Source organism: Achromobacter sp. MYb9 (assembly GCF_002975275.1).
Classification (GTDB): domain Bacteria; phylum Pseudomonadota; class Gammaproteobacteria; order Burkholderiales; family Burkholderiaceae_B; genus Achromobacter.
This window is the reverse complement of the sequence record NZ_PCOQ01000012.1, coordinates 60,654-75,539: the sequence shown is the minus strand read 5'-3', so window position 1 is coordinate 75,539 and position 14,886 is coordinate 60,654. Positions and strand designations below refer to the sequence as shown.

Here is a 14,886-nt window from a genome sequence, read left to right as displayed (position 1 = left end):
ATCCCTGCAGGCCATTAGGCTTGATAAGCGGCGATGCCGGCTTCGACATCATCAAACATTTGTATTGCGCCGTTCTCAACGAACAGGACCAGGTTGCACAGCCGACGAATATCTTCCATAGAATGGCTGACCAAGATGATGTTGGACGTTTTCATTTTCTTCGCAAAGACTTGGTTTGATTTTTTCTTGAAATGAGAGTCCCCAACAGACATTACTTCATCGATCAAGTAATAATCAAAGTCGAACGCCATGCTCAAGCCGAACGCCAGGCGGGATCTCATCCCCGATGAATATGATCTAACGGGCTCATCGAACCATTTTCCCAAATCTGAAAAATCTCGAACATATTCAATGACTTCTGACATCCGCGGGCCAATAGCTCCGTACACTCTGCAGACAAACTTGACATTATCTCTACCGCTCATGCTGCCTTGGAAGCCCCCGGTGAGCCCGACCGGCCATGATACGCTCTTGTTAGTAACTATTTTTCCACGGTCCGGCGTATCGGCGCCGCCCAGGAGTCTCATCAATGTGGACTTTCCGGACCCGTTCTTGCCTATCAAACCAATATTCCTCCCAGCGGGAATGGAAAAAGATATGTCTCGAAATACGTATCTTCGACCGCGTGGAGTGTAATAGGATTTTGTAATATTTCTTACTTCGAACATAGTCGGTTCAAAGAGACATTAATCGATATTTACGTACGCGGTAAGCTGCATAGGCGGCGAACGACGCTACGATAGTGCACTTGACCACATATTCAAACGAGACGCCGGGGTATAGCCTATAGTGCTTGAATGTCGCTGCGCGGATAAGATCGATAATGTGGAGATATGGGTTCCACAATAAGTAATCGATGATCGAGTGCGGTAGCCGGTTTATCGGATAAATAACACCGGAAAGCAAATAAAGTGGCATGAATGTAAGGCTGAGAAGAGTCCTTAGCTCGGGTATCGCTTCCGCCAGCATCGCGTAAAATATTCCCAGGGCAAATGAAAATGCTATGCCCAGAAAAATCGCAAAGAGCCACGCTATGGGGTCCGTTATTGCCGTGGAGTACCCATACCAAGTGAGGGCAATATATAAAATCAAGAACGTGATGGAAGAGATGCAAAATTCAACAATTGTTCGAGCAAAAAAGGCGTCAGCTGGTTGAATTTGTTTATACGAAAATAGTGATTTATTGGCCTCAACACTGCCCATCAGCTTCAATACAATATTCTTGTATAAAAGGAAGGGTGCCAGGCCCATCAATAGGAATACAAGGAATTCATAACTCGGTGACCCTGCGCTGCGTAGTTTCATTATTGTCCCCAAAACGATCATGTGGGACATAGGCTCGAGGATCACCCATACAGCGCCTAGCCTAATGCGGCCAAAGCGTCCGCGCATCTCGCGCAATACAAGCGCAAAAATGACAGAGCGGGTAATTTCTAGCGGTGATCGTAGACGCATGGGATAGTTGTTTGGTGCTGAGCGCGGCTGATTGTACAATACCTGACTACGTAAGAGAGGGCGTTAGCTACCGAAAGTGTTGCTAAGCCCTTTAAAGTAGCTGAATTTCGGCTTTAGTTATCTAATTGCTTCGATTTCGATCTTCCGGGCTTGATGTCCGGTGTTGCGTTTAGACGGGTTCTGAAACAAGCGCCATTTTGCATCTACCTATTGCGCTCGCGTACCTTTCAAAATGTTATTTTTTTGTCAAAACATTTGAAATGTAGTCAATATCTGCTGGGTCATTTTGAGAAATTCCTGTGCATTTTTTGAAGAATTACTTCACTTCCGTATTTTGTTCCAAGAGAAATCTCGGCAAGTTTTCGAAGCTTAAGGTTGCTTTGGTTTCCGATGCGTTGACGCAGGCGTCCCTTGAAGCCGAGTGTACGGTTAGAAATATCACTCCTGAAAATTGCGAGCGCGTCTTTCTTGATTGGCGCCCCGATGTTCTATTTGTTGAGTCAGCATGGCAAGGTTTTCGAAATAGCTGGAAATACGGTATTGCTTCCTATCCGGACCATCCGGAACGGACAAATTTGCAGTTGCGCAGGATGTTGGATGCAGCTCAACGCGCGGGCATCCCCGCGGTATTCTGGAATAAAGAGGATTCAGTTCACTATTCGAGATTTATTGGAAGTGCGCGGCTGTTTAGGTATATATATACTGTTGACGAGAATTGCATAGAACAATACCGAGCGGACTCGCCGGGCGCATTGGTAATCGGGACGCTCCCGTTCCCCATCCAGCCGAGATTCCATCATCCGGAAGTCAAGGCGAGGCAAGACTCGGGCTATAGCTGTTTTATTGGAAGTTATGGTACTCATGTCCATCCCCGCCGTAGACAATGGCAAGATTCTCTTTTTGAGGTGTTTTCGGCCAAAGGTCTGGATGTCTATGACAGGAATTCCGGTAGAAAATCCTTACATTACAGATACCCGAGCTTGCCGGGATTGACGGTTCGACCGCGAGTGTCCTATGAAAAAACAGCGTCTTTATATAAGAGCTATAAGTTCAATTTGAATGTTAATACGGTCGAAGCGTCACCGACCATGTACTCCCGCCGCCTAATAGAAATCTTGGCGGTCGGAGGAGTTGCTATCACAACGCCTTCACTGGCAGCGTCGGAGCTATTTTCCGAATACTGCCATATCGTTTCCTCCAGGAGGGACATGGAGGACGTAATTCGTTGGTCGGCCAGTCAATACAGAATAGCGCAGGAGCGTGCGCGGCATGGCGCGCAAATGGTGAGGGAAAATCATACCTGGGCTCATCGTCTACAGACGCTTGAAGATAGCTCGATCTTTTAGCAGGCTGAATGTTCGACGTATATTGGGCAAGGTCCTGCCAGGCAGTTCGCCTACCGTTGGGTAAAAATTTCCTCAGTGTATTCAATGTTCCGACCTATGAACGATTTGTACTTGGGATAATTCTCCCTTGTTATTTTTTTTAGCTCTTTGGCCGGATTCCCTCCCACGATAGTGAAAGGCGGGACGTCTTTGGTCACTACCGCATTCGCGCCTATGATTGAAAATTTACCTATAAGCACAGGCCCGAAAATCTTTGCGCCTGTAGCTATGTAGACGTTATCTTCAATTTTAGGGACGGACAACTTTGTTATTGAGTGTATTCCTTGCCCCCCGCCAACAGTTACATTCGATCCTATTGAGCAATTTCTTCCTATTTTCGCTTGAGCGTGAAGGATAGTTCCTATCCCCCCGTAGGCAAACGTTGTTCCAGCCCCTATTTGCACCGTTGCCGGGACATAGGAATTGTGGAATATTTTAATGAGTTGCTCTAAAAGCTTGGATTTATTTGAGTCACCCGCGATAAGACAGCTTCTCGCTTCATTGTGGAGCGCCGTTATCGTCGTGGGGTGAGCCAAAATCGGCTCCATAAGGGCTAAGAGGGCATCGTATTTCATGATGTGTTGGCAGGTTGATTATTGCGAAAAGGATATTACGGTTTTCAGCTCATGATTAATAGCCGATTCGCAGACAAATTCAATAACACTGGACGGCAAGTATTTGTTTGCTCGGTCGGATGACACTGATACGACCTTCGTGCCGCTGATTCCGCCTCGGACCGATATTGTGCCGAGGGTGTCGCCTGTGGTTGTGATAGTCATGATAGTACCCGACTTTCTTGAGCGTACCCGCACAGTGCTCTTGTCTATGACTTCTATATCTTTTTGGTTATCGACGTGCCATAGCATACGTGCTGTGCGGGGCGTCCCGTCGAGACACACTAAAGAGTCTGTGACAGTTAGGCGTCGAGGCTCAAATTGCGTGGTTCGTTCAGTGGATGCGCCTACCAATCCGTGAAACGTCATCGTACTTTGATTGTTGGTGCCGGTTAATCTCTCATCTATTAGCGTCCAGCTATTTTTTAGCTCCGGCCAATTCTTTTTGTAGGCCGTGCCGTCTAGGATGGCAACATTGTGCGCAAATCTGGACCGCACATACTTTCGGATCGGGTCGCCGTGATTGTAGTTGTACATACCCGAGTCAATAAGCCAATCTTCCCCGAAAGCGTATACAACCAAATTTCCTTCATCTTCTTGTCGATGATAGGAACTGAGGGCGCCAGCTTTGAAGATACCGTGCAAAGCACGGCGGTTGTCCCAAGTGTCTCGATATATGGCGTATCCGGATACTGGATAAATTTTGAAACGAAAACGCGGTTTAATGCCAGACTTTCCACCGGTTATTGCGTAGCGGAACTCCTGGTATTCCAGGCTCTCACCCAGTAACTCTTTGAAGGCATCCGTCGGGCGTAGTTTCTCGGTGTCGCCGATGATCGGAACGTGTGCGTCCGGGCGTAGCACATAGACGATGTACTCGAGTATTTTCTTTGCTTTAGGCAAAAAGGCCTTTGCCAACTCTGAATGGCCGGACTTCGTATAGGTCTGGACTATAGAGATGAACGTCTTGAAAACGAAGATGTGATACGCGGGGCTGTTCTCGACGTGAACGCCTTCAGACGTGAAAGCGAAATCCAGTTCAGATTGCAGCCGTGCGAGTGCTGTCTCCTGCCAAGATATCGCGTGCTCCCAGCCGTTCTCGAACACGGACGCAAGCAAAAGAAGGACACGAGCCTGCTCTAATCCATGATTTGTGTGTGCGGAGTAAAACGCATTATCGGCAAGGATTGAGGCGTGCCGTTCCAACAGCGAAGCGGAGGCCTCGACGAAATGTGCACATCCGCCTTCCCAAATCTGCCTGGAAGGCAATTCGGACAGATAACCGAGGAACAGCAAGATGTGCTCTGCGCGCAGTGCCGTTCCATGATCATGCCAGACGAACTCGGAGAGATTCTCATCTCCGGGGCGGGATTCAGAAAACTGCTTCGACCATTCTTCGATTAATTCTATTCCCACATTCAGAGCGCTGGAATCTGAGGTGATTTGGTGGTAAGCGATAATATAAAGAAGAGCCGACAACGAACCCCAGCGCCATTGCCATGTGCGGTTATCTAATGGATTTTGGTACCAATCGAGCTTGTAGTCGGTAGCCGGGAACGGGCCTAGCCGAACTTTTCCGGATCTTATGATTTCTTCGCCTCGAGCGGAGAAGTCCAAGTTCTTTTTTATATTATCCAGATTCTCGCGAACAAGATTAAGATTCATTAGATTAAAGTAGATTAATTTCAAAATTCTATTTTGAATTCGCAGAATTCTTGCGAACTCTTAAACACCATTTTTTTGGTGATAAGGTATAGATATTTGTCGATCCCGATGTAGTCTAAGTTCTCGGAGGTCCAACTTCCATTCCCCTCCACGGCCTCAATTTCGGCAACAACGGTATTGCCCTTATAAAGTTTGACTTTAAGGCCTGACACCTCGGCTTGGATGTCCGGATGAAGCACGAAATTGTGGAAGGCAAGGAGCGGATTGCGGAAGTTTGTCCGCAGTATTTTATCTCGAATGGTCAAGTACTCACCGTACAAGGATATCTCTCTCGATATCGCATGATCTGCTACTCGATCATGAGCCATATTAACTACGAACCCGTTTGTGGTCTCAAACCAAGCAGCAATTCGGCTCCCGCGGGCCGAGTCTCTAATATCGCAAAATGGACTTTCAGCGATTTCGATTGTGCTGTGGGCGGATGCTGTTCGTATCGCCCGATCGCGGGGTACTACGTTTACGGTATAACCTGGGTCATCAAATACGAGTTCGCCATCAATTTCGAGGCAAAATGAGAGTTCGTCATCTTGCTTGTGATTCACCGAATTCCAGCCGCAAGTGGCGGAGAAGTGTATATTTTTTTTGAAACTGTCGTCTACGGATTTTCTTCTCTTGTAAAAAAATAACCCAGTGTCGCAGTATAATCGATAGCCTTTCGAACCGAGAGTGGCCAGTTCATTTTCGTTGGCTACGATCTCGGGATGCGATGCGCGTATATTTTTATTTGGACTCCGAAGAGTGTCCCCGATGGCCAAATAATCCCCAGAATCGCGTAATGCGAAGGACAGTATCTTCTTTGTATTTTCTGCGAACGTCGCTTTGCGCTTCTTAATTAGAGCGGCATTATGGTCGGGGTGCAAATCAAGAAACTGGACCGCCAGAGGGTAATTGTGTTCCTGATACGAAATGGAATGTTCTCGGGTGATCCCGTCGCGTGTGAACATTTCATCCAGGGTGGCTTGGCCCCGGGCGGCAATCATTACAGGGTCAATGCTCCCTCGATAAGCTGGGTAGTCATTCCACAGAGTTAACAGCATGATGTCCGTCATTAATCCATGATTGTGCCCAGCCCTATACATGGCGTCTCGCTGAAGATTAACTGCTTCAGCTCTGATTATGCGGTCACAGATTCCCTGCGCAGGAACATTATTCAGTTCGCTGAACCGTTCGCGAAAAGTCAGCAATTGCTCTATTCGTATGACTGCTGCGTGATCGCCCCGGAGATGCGTGTAATAAGGATTGCGGGACTTCTTGGCACAGTGGAACTGATAGAAACTTTTGACAATCTGAAAAAGGAGGTCGGCCTCAAAATCAGCCGGGATCCACCGCAGACTCATGAAATGATGGAGCCATGCGGGTGAGTTGTAGGGGTTAATTGCCCAGTCTATCGGGTCTGCCAGGACGACTGTTGGGAATGCGGCATGTTCCACCTGAATTGCGTCCATAGGAATGGTCGCAGGGGATGAGGGCATGGCTGCGGGAGCGATTTGCATATTTTGATTTTTACTCCTGCCGGCGTGTCTCGCAAAGTTCGACGATGCACGGATCACGGTTATGGTAGGCACGAGAGCGCCTCGTGCGGACCTACCATTATACGACAGCTGCTGATAAGGACTTATTAGCCTATTTTCTCTTGCCGAACCCGGCGGTGAGCTTGAGAAATAGCGGGGATGGCGCCGATCCCCGCAGCGGATCATCGTACGAATAAAGCGAGTTCGCGATCTATAGTCTTGTCGATATCTAGAGAATTGGAGACGCGCTTATTCGCGGCTCCGGATCTTCTTAGAAAGTCCTCTGGATTCTGTAAAAGATGTTCGATTGCGCTGGACAGGGCGGTACTGTCTTCTGGCGGGCAGAGAAATCCTTCGTCGGCCGATACAAATTCAGGTATGGCGGCTATATTTGTCGTAATCGGGACCAAGCCGCTCGACATCGCTTCGTCTCGCGAGACCCCTTGGGTATCCATTCGAGAAGGCGTAAGAAAGACACCGTATGACTTGTGCTTGGCCGATATCTCTGAATGAGTCAAGAAACCCTTGCTGAGTTTCACATTATTGAAGTTCGCAAGCGGAGCTGTTGTTTCATCGAACAACTCGCCGTCACCGCATAGTTCAATGGAAAGCTCTTTAAAGTAAGGTTTTTTGCTCAAATTCAAAATTGCTTGCACTGTAAGGTCGTTTGCATATGTCCGATTTGCGTAAGGCCGTATAGAAAGCAATTTCTTGCGGTCTTCGGCCTGTTTCTCCTTGTAGTCGAAAATGGCGCCATCTACATGGTTTGGAATTACCATGTATCGCTCTCCGGTCAGCGATACGTCCATATCTTCTTCCGTGGTGCGTTTCAGCCAATCAGACACGAACACGAATCTTAGATTTTTACTCGCGTTGCCGAATACGTCACGCCAGAATTTTCGACGGTTGTCGCTTAGCTTCTTCTTTCGCACGATTTCGTCTGTGCCCAGGCCGGCAAATTCATACGCGCGCCGCTGCCAGACTTGGATCTCGGACCCATGTGCCCATACCGTCACATTTATCTTATCGAGAAAATCCTTAAGTACGTCCCACATTACTTTGTCGAGTATATGCACCAGCACAGTACTGTAACGACCAGATTCCAGCGATTGGCGTAAGAGAGCAGCATTTCCGATAGCTACATCAACGTTCTCGAACTCCCGATAGGGCTGGCCGGGATTGGCGTTGATACGAAAAACGTCCACGGGATGGCCCGCACGGGCGTAGGCGCGGACGCGGGTATGCAAAAATCCGTATTTGTACAGGTCGTCGTATGCAGGATATTGTTTTGTCAGCACTAATGTGTTTGACCGTCCAATTACGACGGAGGGCTTTTGTCCGTGGCTGCCCAGTACCAGCTTGTGAATCTTCAGGTTGCATTTCCCTTGGATGCGCAGGCCGAAGCGGATGTAGACGCATTCGTTTGGGATGGCAAGAGCGTGCGTCCCTTCCGCGCCAACAATCGAATGGGATATTTTCTTGCGGTCCTTGTCCTGGAACTCAAAGACCGTGCGCACTTCGCCTGGATCATCACACACTAGCGTGAACTGGCTATTGAGTTCCATGTTCAACTCTTCGCGAGGCGAAGATTCTTTAACATAGACGTAGGCAAAGCTCTCTTGTGGTAGCTTGGATCGTACCCACAAGGCACCGCCTTCCGCTGCAAGCGTGATCATTTTGGAAGCGGGAGCTCTCAAGCGGGCAGCCAGCTCCGCCCCGGAAATAGAAGGGAGATCATCGTCCGAATCATCATTTATCGTAGCCGCTGGTTTAATCGCTTCGGCTAGAGGCGCCAAATCCTGGTCAAACGAGACACCTGTATTGGCCAGTGTGGCATCCTGCACCTTGAGGAGCGCTGTGGCATCCGCCTCGGCGCCGTCTACGCAGTAGTTGAATTCGTCTATCGACAGGCCCTGGAGGCCTTCGCTAGTAGTCGCATCTGGCATGCCAAGCCAGCGTGCAATGTCCGCGTCAGTCACTGATTTGATGCGCTGGACCGCGCAGCGCAATTGCATCGCTACCGCAGGGCGATATTGTTTTCCGTCTTCAAGCAGCGCAAATTCGCCATTTTGGTAGGCGTAGCGGGCTACCTTGCCAAACGCGTCGGCGGAGCCGCCGTATGTCGAAGCCCAAGCCAGGTCTTCCGCATAGTGCACGCCGTAGTAGTCATTGGAATGCAGTATGCCTATCAATTCCACCTGAGGTGCAATGTCCCGCACAGCCGTGGTAAGGGAGTCGATGCTTCCAAAGTGGCTGATGCGAGAGTCTTGCGGCGTCAGGGGTGCTGTGCCCGCAGTGACCACGCATAGTCGGCACTTGCCGTGTGATTGTCTCAGAAAGGAATCCTGAATGGATTTCAATTCGTGCGATGAATCAGCGCGAGCAACGAATAGTACTGCCGGGATTTGTTGGTTGTATGGGGTGGACGAAAGTTTGGCTTTGATATATGACAGCCGGTGGCGATAGGTATGCTCGGCCATGACTTTGCGTAAACCAGCAAGCCGGAATTTTCGATACGCGAGTTCATCTGCGTAGAGGGCTTTAATGCGGGATTCAATTTGGGTTGCTTCATCAGATGCGATGACAAGATCGCCGAACAGCAGCCTTGTTCCGCGAGAGAAGTTGCTGACGACAACAGTATTTGACGCAAGCAATTCAAAGACGCGACGCGCGAACATCGTCTGAGATTGCTTGATGGTGTTCATGTTGATGCCGTACCGGTAACCCTTGTAGGCTCTATCTATCTCGTCGAATTTCAAATTTCCCAAAATGAATGGGGTGTATTTTTCGGGAAATTGGTAGTGTGGGTGTGGCTTCTCGTAGTTTCTATCGTATATTTCGATTGGGCGGAATTTCTTTACTGTATCGACCAATGCGGCGAAATCCCGCTGGCGCTCGGGATAACGTAAATAGTAGGAACCTGCAAAATTGAAGGCATCCTTGCGCTCGTGAACCTCAATGGGATTATGGGCTGCGGGTTGGGCCGCGAAAGGTAAAAGATAAACGCGCTCGTGGCCTAGTATCTTCTTATATTTCGGGATGCAGTCGATATCCGTGGTGAAGACATGATCAACAAGCGAAGCAAGCTCGATGAACGTACTGAAGTGGACAGGATCTTCCTTATTCCAGAAGAGGGTAGGGACGTGGTTCTTCTTCGCCCACGCGAGCAGGGCCCGTACCTCTTCTGCGCAGTTGCTGATCTTGCGCTGCCATAGGTCTTCCACACCTTTCCAGGCCGATTCAATGAAAAGCAAACTCGGCTTGAAATCTTGGACCTGTGTCAGCCACGACTCCGGGCGCAATTGGAGCAATTCGCACTCAGGCGCATAGGAATGGTACGTGAATTCGTCCATAATGCCCGCTACGCGCATTTTCGTGCTCAGTGAGGAACTCCCAGCCAGCATTATGGGTTCAGCGTTTACTTTCGCGGCAGGCGACTGTCGAGCAGGGGCGAGTTTACCCGTTTTGTGGCCACCAGCCTCTTGCTTCAATCGCTTCCTCTCGCGCCGGATCTTTCCTTCTTTATGAATACGAATGAATTCCGATGGCAAAGAGAAAAATGCTGACCACGACTTGAAGCCGTGGAGCAGCGCGTAGCCAAGCTGGAACGAAAGTGTCTTTCTGGCCTGCTCGACTTGCTGAATCGCCTGCTCTTTTTCTAATTGCAGGTTGCGAAGGCGACGTTCAAGGTGCCGGATTTTTTCCGTTGCGTCTTTCTCATTCTTCTGAGTTTCGCGGTATTGAGCGACGATGTCTCTCGCCTTCAATTGCGCATCTTTCAAACGTCCCTCGGTTTCGAGCACTTGATTTTGTGCAAGCGTGAGCCGGGTTTGAATATCTTGAATTTTGTTGATCGCAGCACTCTGCGCATCCCGCTGTGCAGTCCGGGCTTGAAACAGTTGGGTTGTAAGGGTATTGAGCGAAAATTGCAATTTCGAACGCTCTTGCTCTGACCCTTCGCGCGCTGTCGTGGCTTCGGCAACGGCTTTTTCCAGGGTATGAATCCGGGCGTCCGCATGTTGGTTGGCTGCACGAATTCTGTCGTGATTATGCCGGAGTCCGTCAAGTTCGCTCTGAAGGCGTAACTCCGAGTTCCGCCTTTCTTCTAGCGCACGCTCATATTGCTGTGTCAGGTGAGCATGCTCCACCTGGAGCCGTTCAATCGCTTGCGCTCGTTCCTGGGTCAGCGCCGTCAGTTCATCTATTCGCCGTTGAGCGTCTTCGACGTCTCGTTGCTTGCCGATCAATGCGTTCCGCAGTTCTTCCACGCACTGCTCGAGCGCCGCGCTCTTGGATTTTGCGGCGGTTTCTGCGGCTTGCAAGCGCTGCAAGGCATTATCCCGAGCAGCATGAGCTATCTTGACCGCATCGCTGGCTTCCTGAATCTGAATCTCGGTTTGAGCCGCCCGGTGTTCCGCTTCACGACGGGCGTCCTGGATGATCACGTCTCGTTGGAATTTCTCATGCCGCAGCACTGCGATTTCCTGAGCTTTCTCAAGCTCCAGGATGCGCGCCTGAGCCTGTATTTGGCTGGCGGCATGGTTGGCGCTCTCCGTGGCGGCCGCGCTTTCTTTGAGTTGTTCCTTCAGTAGAGCGAGTTGTTCTTGTGCGCCTGTCGCAGCCTCGCGTTCGGCGTGCTGGATGGCCTCGAGCTGGGCCTTCAGCGTCGTTGCTTGAGACTCATGCTGAGCCTGCAGTTGGCTGAGCGTTTCGAGTTCGGAATTGGCGTGGGCGAGTTCACGCCTCAGTTCTCGCAATTCTCCCTGCGTTGCATGCAAGTGCGCCGTGGAGGCCAATTGGCCGGCGGTCAAGGCGGATTCCGCTTCTTGAACGACAGCGTCGGGCCACGCGGCAATTGCAGGGATGCGCTCTAGCACCTTGGCCCGCGGCTTGCAAATGACCGCCATTGTGTCGCCGAAGAGCCGGACGAGCGTCGTCTCGAAATGTCGCGACAACAAATTGGCAGGCTCTCTCAAGTAGAACCCAGAGCCGGACTGGGATAGCGCGCCGAATGGCCACAGGGATATCAAGCGGCCTCCCGGTTTAAGCTTCCGGAATGCGATTTCGATGAAGTCGTGGGGCTCGCCGGTCAGTGCGATGCTCTGCGGAAGAATTACGGTGTCGAAGCTGCGATCAATCAACGCATTGATTTCCAGCAGCGAACCACTGTGCAGCGTGATGTTGCGTTGTACTTGCGAAGGTTCGTCTGCGATGAAGGTGCGGGCCTGACCAAGGACTGCGGTATCAGAGCTAAGCCCTACGACGTTCTTGCCCTCGCGGGCAAGCAGCATTAGGATTGCGGCCTGGCCGCAGTCGGCATCCAGAATGAACTCGCCTTCCACTTGGCTGCAGAGCCAATCCAGGAATTTTTGAGTGTTCTGCATTAGCTCCACGCCGAGTTTCCCGGCGTAGGCTTCCCATCCTCGTTGCTGCATCGTAAGTACGGCTGACATAGCTCTCGTCGTAAAAAAATGAGGACACTCGATCTGGCAGGCCTTGCCAGGATGAGCGTCCGGGGTCACGGTCAGGCAGGCGGCTTCTGGTTCACGCCGCCTGGCCGGATAAGGGGGTCAACGTTTGGAGGGCAATCCGACCACGTCGACCAGGTGCGCGCCTTGCTTGACGGTCAGAGGCGCTTCGGTGAACTGGCTGTGCTTGACCAGCACCGCGACCACGTCGGCTTCGCGCAGCACGTGATTCAGCGAGGAGAGCGTGCCGCGCTTGAACGATTTGGGCAGCTCCTCGATATACGGCTCTACATAATAGAGTTCGCAATCGATTTTCTCGCTGATTTCCTGGGCGATGTGCAGGGCAGGGCTTTCACGCAGGTCATCGATATTGGGCTTGAATGCCAGGCCCAACAGCGCGACCTTGACCTTGCCCTGCGGCGTACCGTGAGCTTCGACCTTGTGGATGGCCGCTTCGATTTGTCCGAAAACCCAGTGCGGCTTGGAGTCGTTGACTTCGCGGGCAGTACGAGTCAGGCGCGCCTGCTCGGGCGTCTTGTTCACGATGAACCAGGGGTCCACCGCGATGCAGTGGCCGCCTACGCCGGCGCCGGGCTGCAGGATATTGACTCGCGGATGGTGGTTGGCCAGGCCAATCAGTTCCCACACATTGATCTGGAGCTTGTCGCAGATCAGCGAGAGTTCGTTCGCGAAGGCGATATTCACGTCGCGGAACGCGTTTTCCGTAAGCTTGGACATCTCCGCGGTGCGGGCATTGGTTTCCAGCAACTGACCTTCGACGAACAGCTTGTAGACGCTCTTCGCTTTTTCCGCGGAGATCGGGTTGATACCGCCGACGATTCGGTCGTTTTCCACGAGTTCACGCACGACCTGGCCGGGCAGCACGCGCTCCGGGCAGTAGGCCACGTAGACGTCGCTGTCGACGCTACCCTGCAAGGGCAGCTTCAGGTCATGACGCAGTTCGGACAGCCATTGCACCATTTGCTCGGTGGTGCCCACCGGCGAGGTGGATTCCAGGATGACCACGTTGCCCGGACGCAGCACCGGTGCGATCGCTTCGACGGCGGCCTGGATGTAGGACAGATCGGGTTCGTAGTCGCCTTTGAACGGGGTGGGCACGGCGATCAGGAACGCATCAGCGGGTTCCGGCTTGGTGGTCGCGCGCAGCCAACCTTCCTTGACCACCGATTGCACGATGTTCTCGAGGCCGGGTTCGACAATGTGGATGGCGCCGCGGTTGATCGTGTCGACCGCGTGCTGGTTGATGTCGACGCCGACGACCTTGACCTGGCGGGAGGCGAGCATTGCCGCGGTGGGCAATCCGATGTAGCCGAGGCCGATGACCGAAACGGTTGAGGTAGTGGTGTTCTGCGTCATTTCGAGGTTTGCTGGGTTTGAAAGTGGTTCAGGAGCGCCTGGACGATCCGAGGCGAGGCTTGCCCGTCCCCATAGGGGTTATGGGCGTAGGCCATCTTTTGGTATTCCGCATCGTTGTCGGCGAGTTCACTCACGGCCTGGACGATGCGTGCCGGATCCGTGCCCACCATCCGGACGGTGCCGGCGGCTACGGCTTCCGGCCGTTCCGTGTTGTCGCGCATGACCAGCACGGGTTTGCCCAAGGAGGGCGCTTCTTCCTGGATGCCGCCGGAATCGGTCAGGATGATGAAGCTCTTTCCCATGAAGTAGACGAAGGGCTCGTACTCCAGGGGTTCGATCAAGTGCACATTGTCCAAGTCGCGCAGCAGGCGGTTGACCGGTTCGCGGACATTAGGATTCAGGTGCACCGGATAGACGAACTGCATTGCCGGGTAGCGCAGCGACAACTGCTGGATGGCTTGGCAGATTGCTTCGAAGCCGCCGCCGAAGTTCTCGCGGCGATGGCCGGTAATCAGCACCATACGCTTGTCGCCAATAAGGAACGGGTATTGCTCGTGCAACGCGTTGCGCAGCTGTTCGTTCTCTTTGACTTTGGACTGCACGGTGAGGAGCGCATCGATGACGGTATTGCCCGTCACCAGGATGGCGTCCTCGGGCTTGCTTTCGTCCAGCAGATTTTGGCGGGACTGCTCGGTGGGGGCGAAGTGCAGCGATGCGAGCACGCCGGTGATCTGGCGATTGGCCTCTTCGGGCCAGGGGGAATAGATATTGTGCGTACGAAGCCCCGCCTCGACGTGGCCGACCGGGATGCGGGCGTAGAACGCCGCCATCGAAGCCGACAGGGTGGTGGTGGTGTCGCCATGTACCAGCACGTAATCGGGACGGAAATCCTGGAGTACGTCGCGCATACCCTCGAGGACTCGGGCAGTGATCGAATACAGATCCTGGCCAGGACGCATGATGTCGAGGTCGTAGTCGGGCTTGATGCTGAACAGCTGCAGCACCTGATCAAGCATGTGCCGGTGCTGGCCCGTTACGCATACGCGCGAATCGATAGTGGCATGGGCGTTAAGCGCTGCGACGACGGGGGCCATCTTGATGGCTTCCGGCCGCGTCCCGAATACCGTTAGAACTTTCATGAACGACGGAGGCTCCGAAAAAATAGAAGACGCTTCTTTTAAGCGTCTTGAAGACTGGACAGCTGGCGTGCGGGTATATATTTCGATCCTGATACGGCGAAGCTATTCAGTCCCTAGAAAGCTCTGCAGTATGAATCAATTGCCGGGGCTGCTGCACGGCAACATATTTCAAATCGCTACATTTATTTCTTAATGCGTAAAGTTCCGAATAA

The 14,886-nt window shown here is 51.9% G+C and carries 9 protein-coding genes; 1 reads left to right on the top strand and 8 read right to left on the bottom strand.

The window, feature by feature from the left end:
• Positions 1–14: 14 nt before the first annotated feature.
• Both CQ050_RS18070 and CQ050_RS18065 read right to left on the bottom strand, forming a co-directional pair.
• Entirely contained in the window at positions 15–668 is a 654-nt protein-coding gene (locus CQ050_RS18070) for an ABC transporter ATP-binding protein (protein WP_105558216.1), read from the bottom strand.
• Positions 669–675: 7 nt separating this feature from the next.
• A complete protein-coding gene (locus CQ050_RS18065) occupies positions 676–1,455 on the bottom strand; it encodes an ABC transporter permease (protein ID WP_105558215.1) in 780 nt (259 codons plus the stop codon).
• Between the two features lie 299 nt (positions 1,456–1,754).
• Between CQ050_RS18065 and CQ050_RS18060 the strand changes: the two genes are divergently transcribed.
• Complete coding sequence (locus tag CQ050_RS18060; protein WP_233214151.1) at positions 1,755–2,801, top strand: glycosyltransferase; 1,047 nt, start codon at positions 1,755–1,757, stop codon at positions 2,799–2,801.
• Positions 2,802–2,851: 50 nt separating this feature from the next.
• On the opposite strand, the gene CQ050_RS18055 is transcribed toward CQ050_RS18060, so the two are convergent.
• The 6 genes from CQ050_RS18055 to wecB all read right to left on the bottom strand — a co-directional run bounded on the left by CQ050_RS18055 (position 2,852) and on the right by wecB (position 14,674).
• Entirely contained in the window at positions 2,852–3,415 is a 564-nt protein-coding gene (locus CQ050_RS18055; protein WP_105558214.1) for a serine acetyltransferase, read from the bottom strand.
• Between the two features lie 18 nt (positions 3,416–3,433).
• Positions 3,434–5,071 (bottom strand): heparinase II/III family protein, encoded by a 1,638-nt coding sequence (locus CQ050_RS18050; RefSeq protein WP_158266066.1) that lies wholly within the window; start codon positions 5,069–5,071, stop codon positions 3,434–3,436.
• A gap of 68 nt (positions 5,072–5,139) precedes the next feature.
• Entirely contained in the window at positions 5,140–6,672 is a 1,533-nt protein-coding gene (locus CQ050_RS18045) for a heparinase II/III family protein (RefSeq protein ID WP_158266065.1), read from the bottom strand.
• A gap of 200 nt (positions 6,673–6,872) precedes the next feature.
• Positions 6,873–12,143: a glycosyltransferase gene (locus CQ050_RS18040; protein ID WP_105558211.1), complete on the bottom strand. Its 5,271-nt coding sequence runs from the start codon at positions 12,141–12,143 to the stop codon at positions 6,873–6,875.
• A 117-nt stretch (positions 12,144–12,260) separates the two neighbouring features.
• On the bottom strand, positions 12,261–13,535 hold the full coding sequence (gene wecC / locus CQ050_RS18035; RefSeq protein ID WP_105558210.1) for a UDP-N-acetyl-D-mannosamine dehydrogenase: 1,275 nt from the start codon (positions 13,533–13,535) through the stop codon (positions 12,261–12,263).
• Positions 13,532–14,674, bottom strand: a complete 1,143-nt coding sequence (gene wecB / locus CQ050_RS18030; protein ID WP_105558209.1) for a non-hydrolyzing UDP-N-acetylglucosamine 2-epimerase — start codon at positions 14,672–14,674, stop codon at positions 13,532–13,534. The genes wecC and wecB overlap by 4 nt, the downstream gene beginning before the upstream one ends.
• Positions 14,675–14,886: the final 212 nt, after the last annotated feature.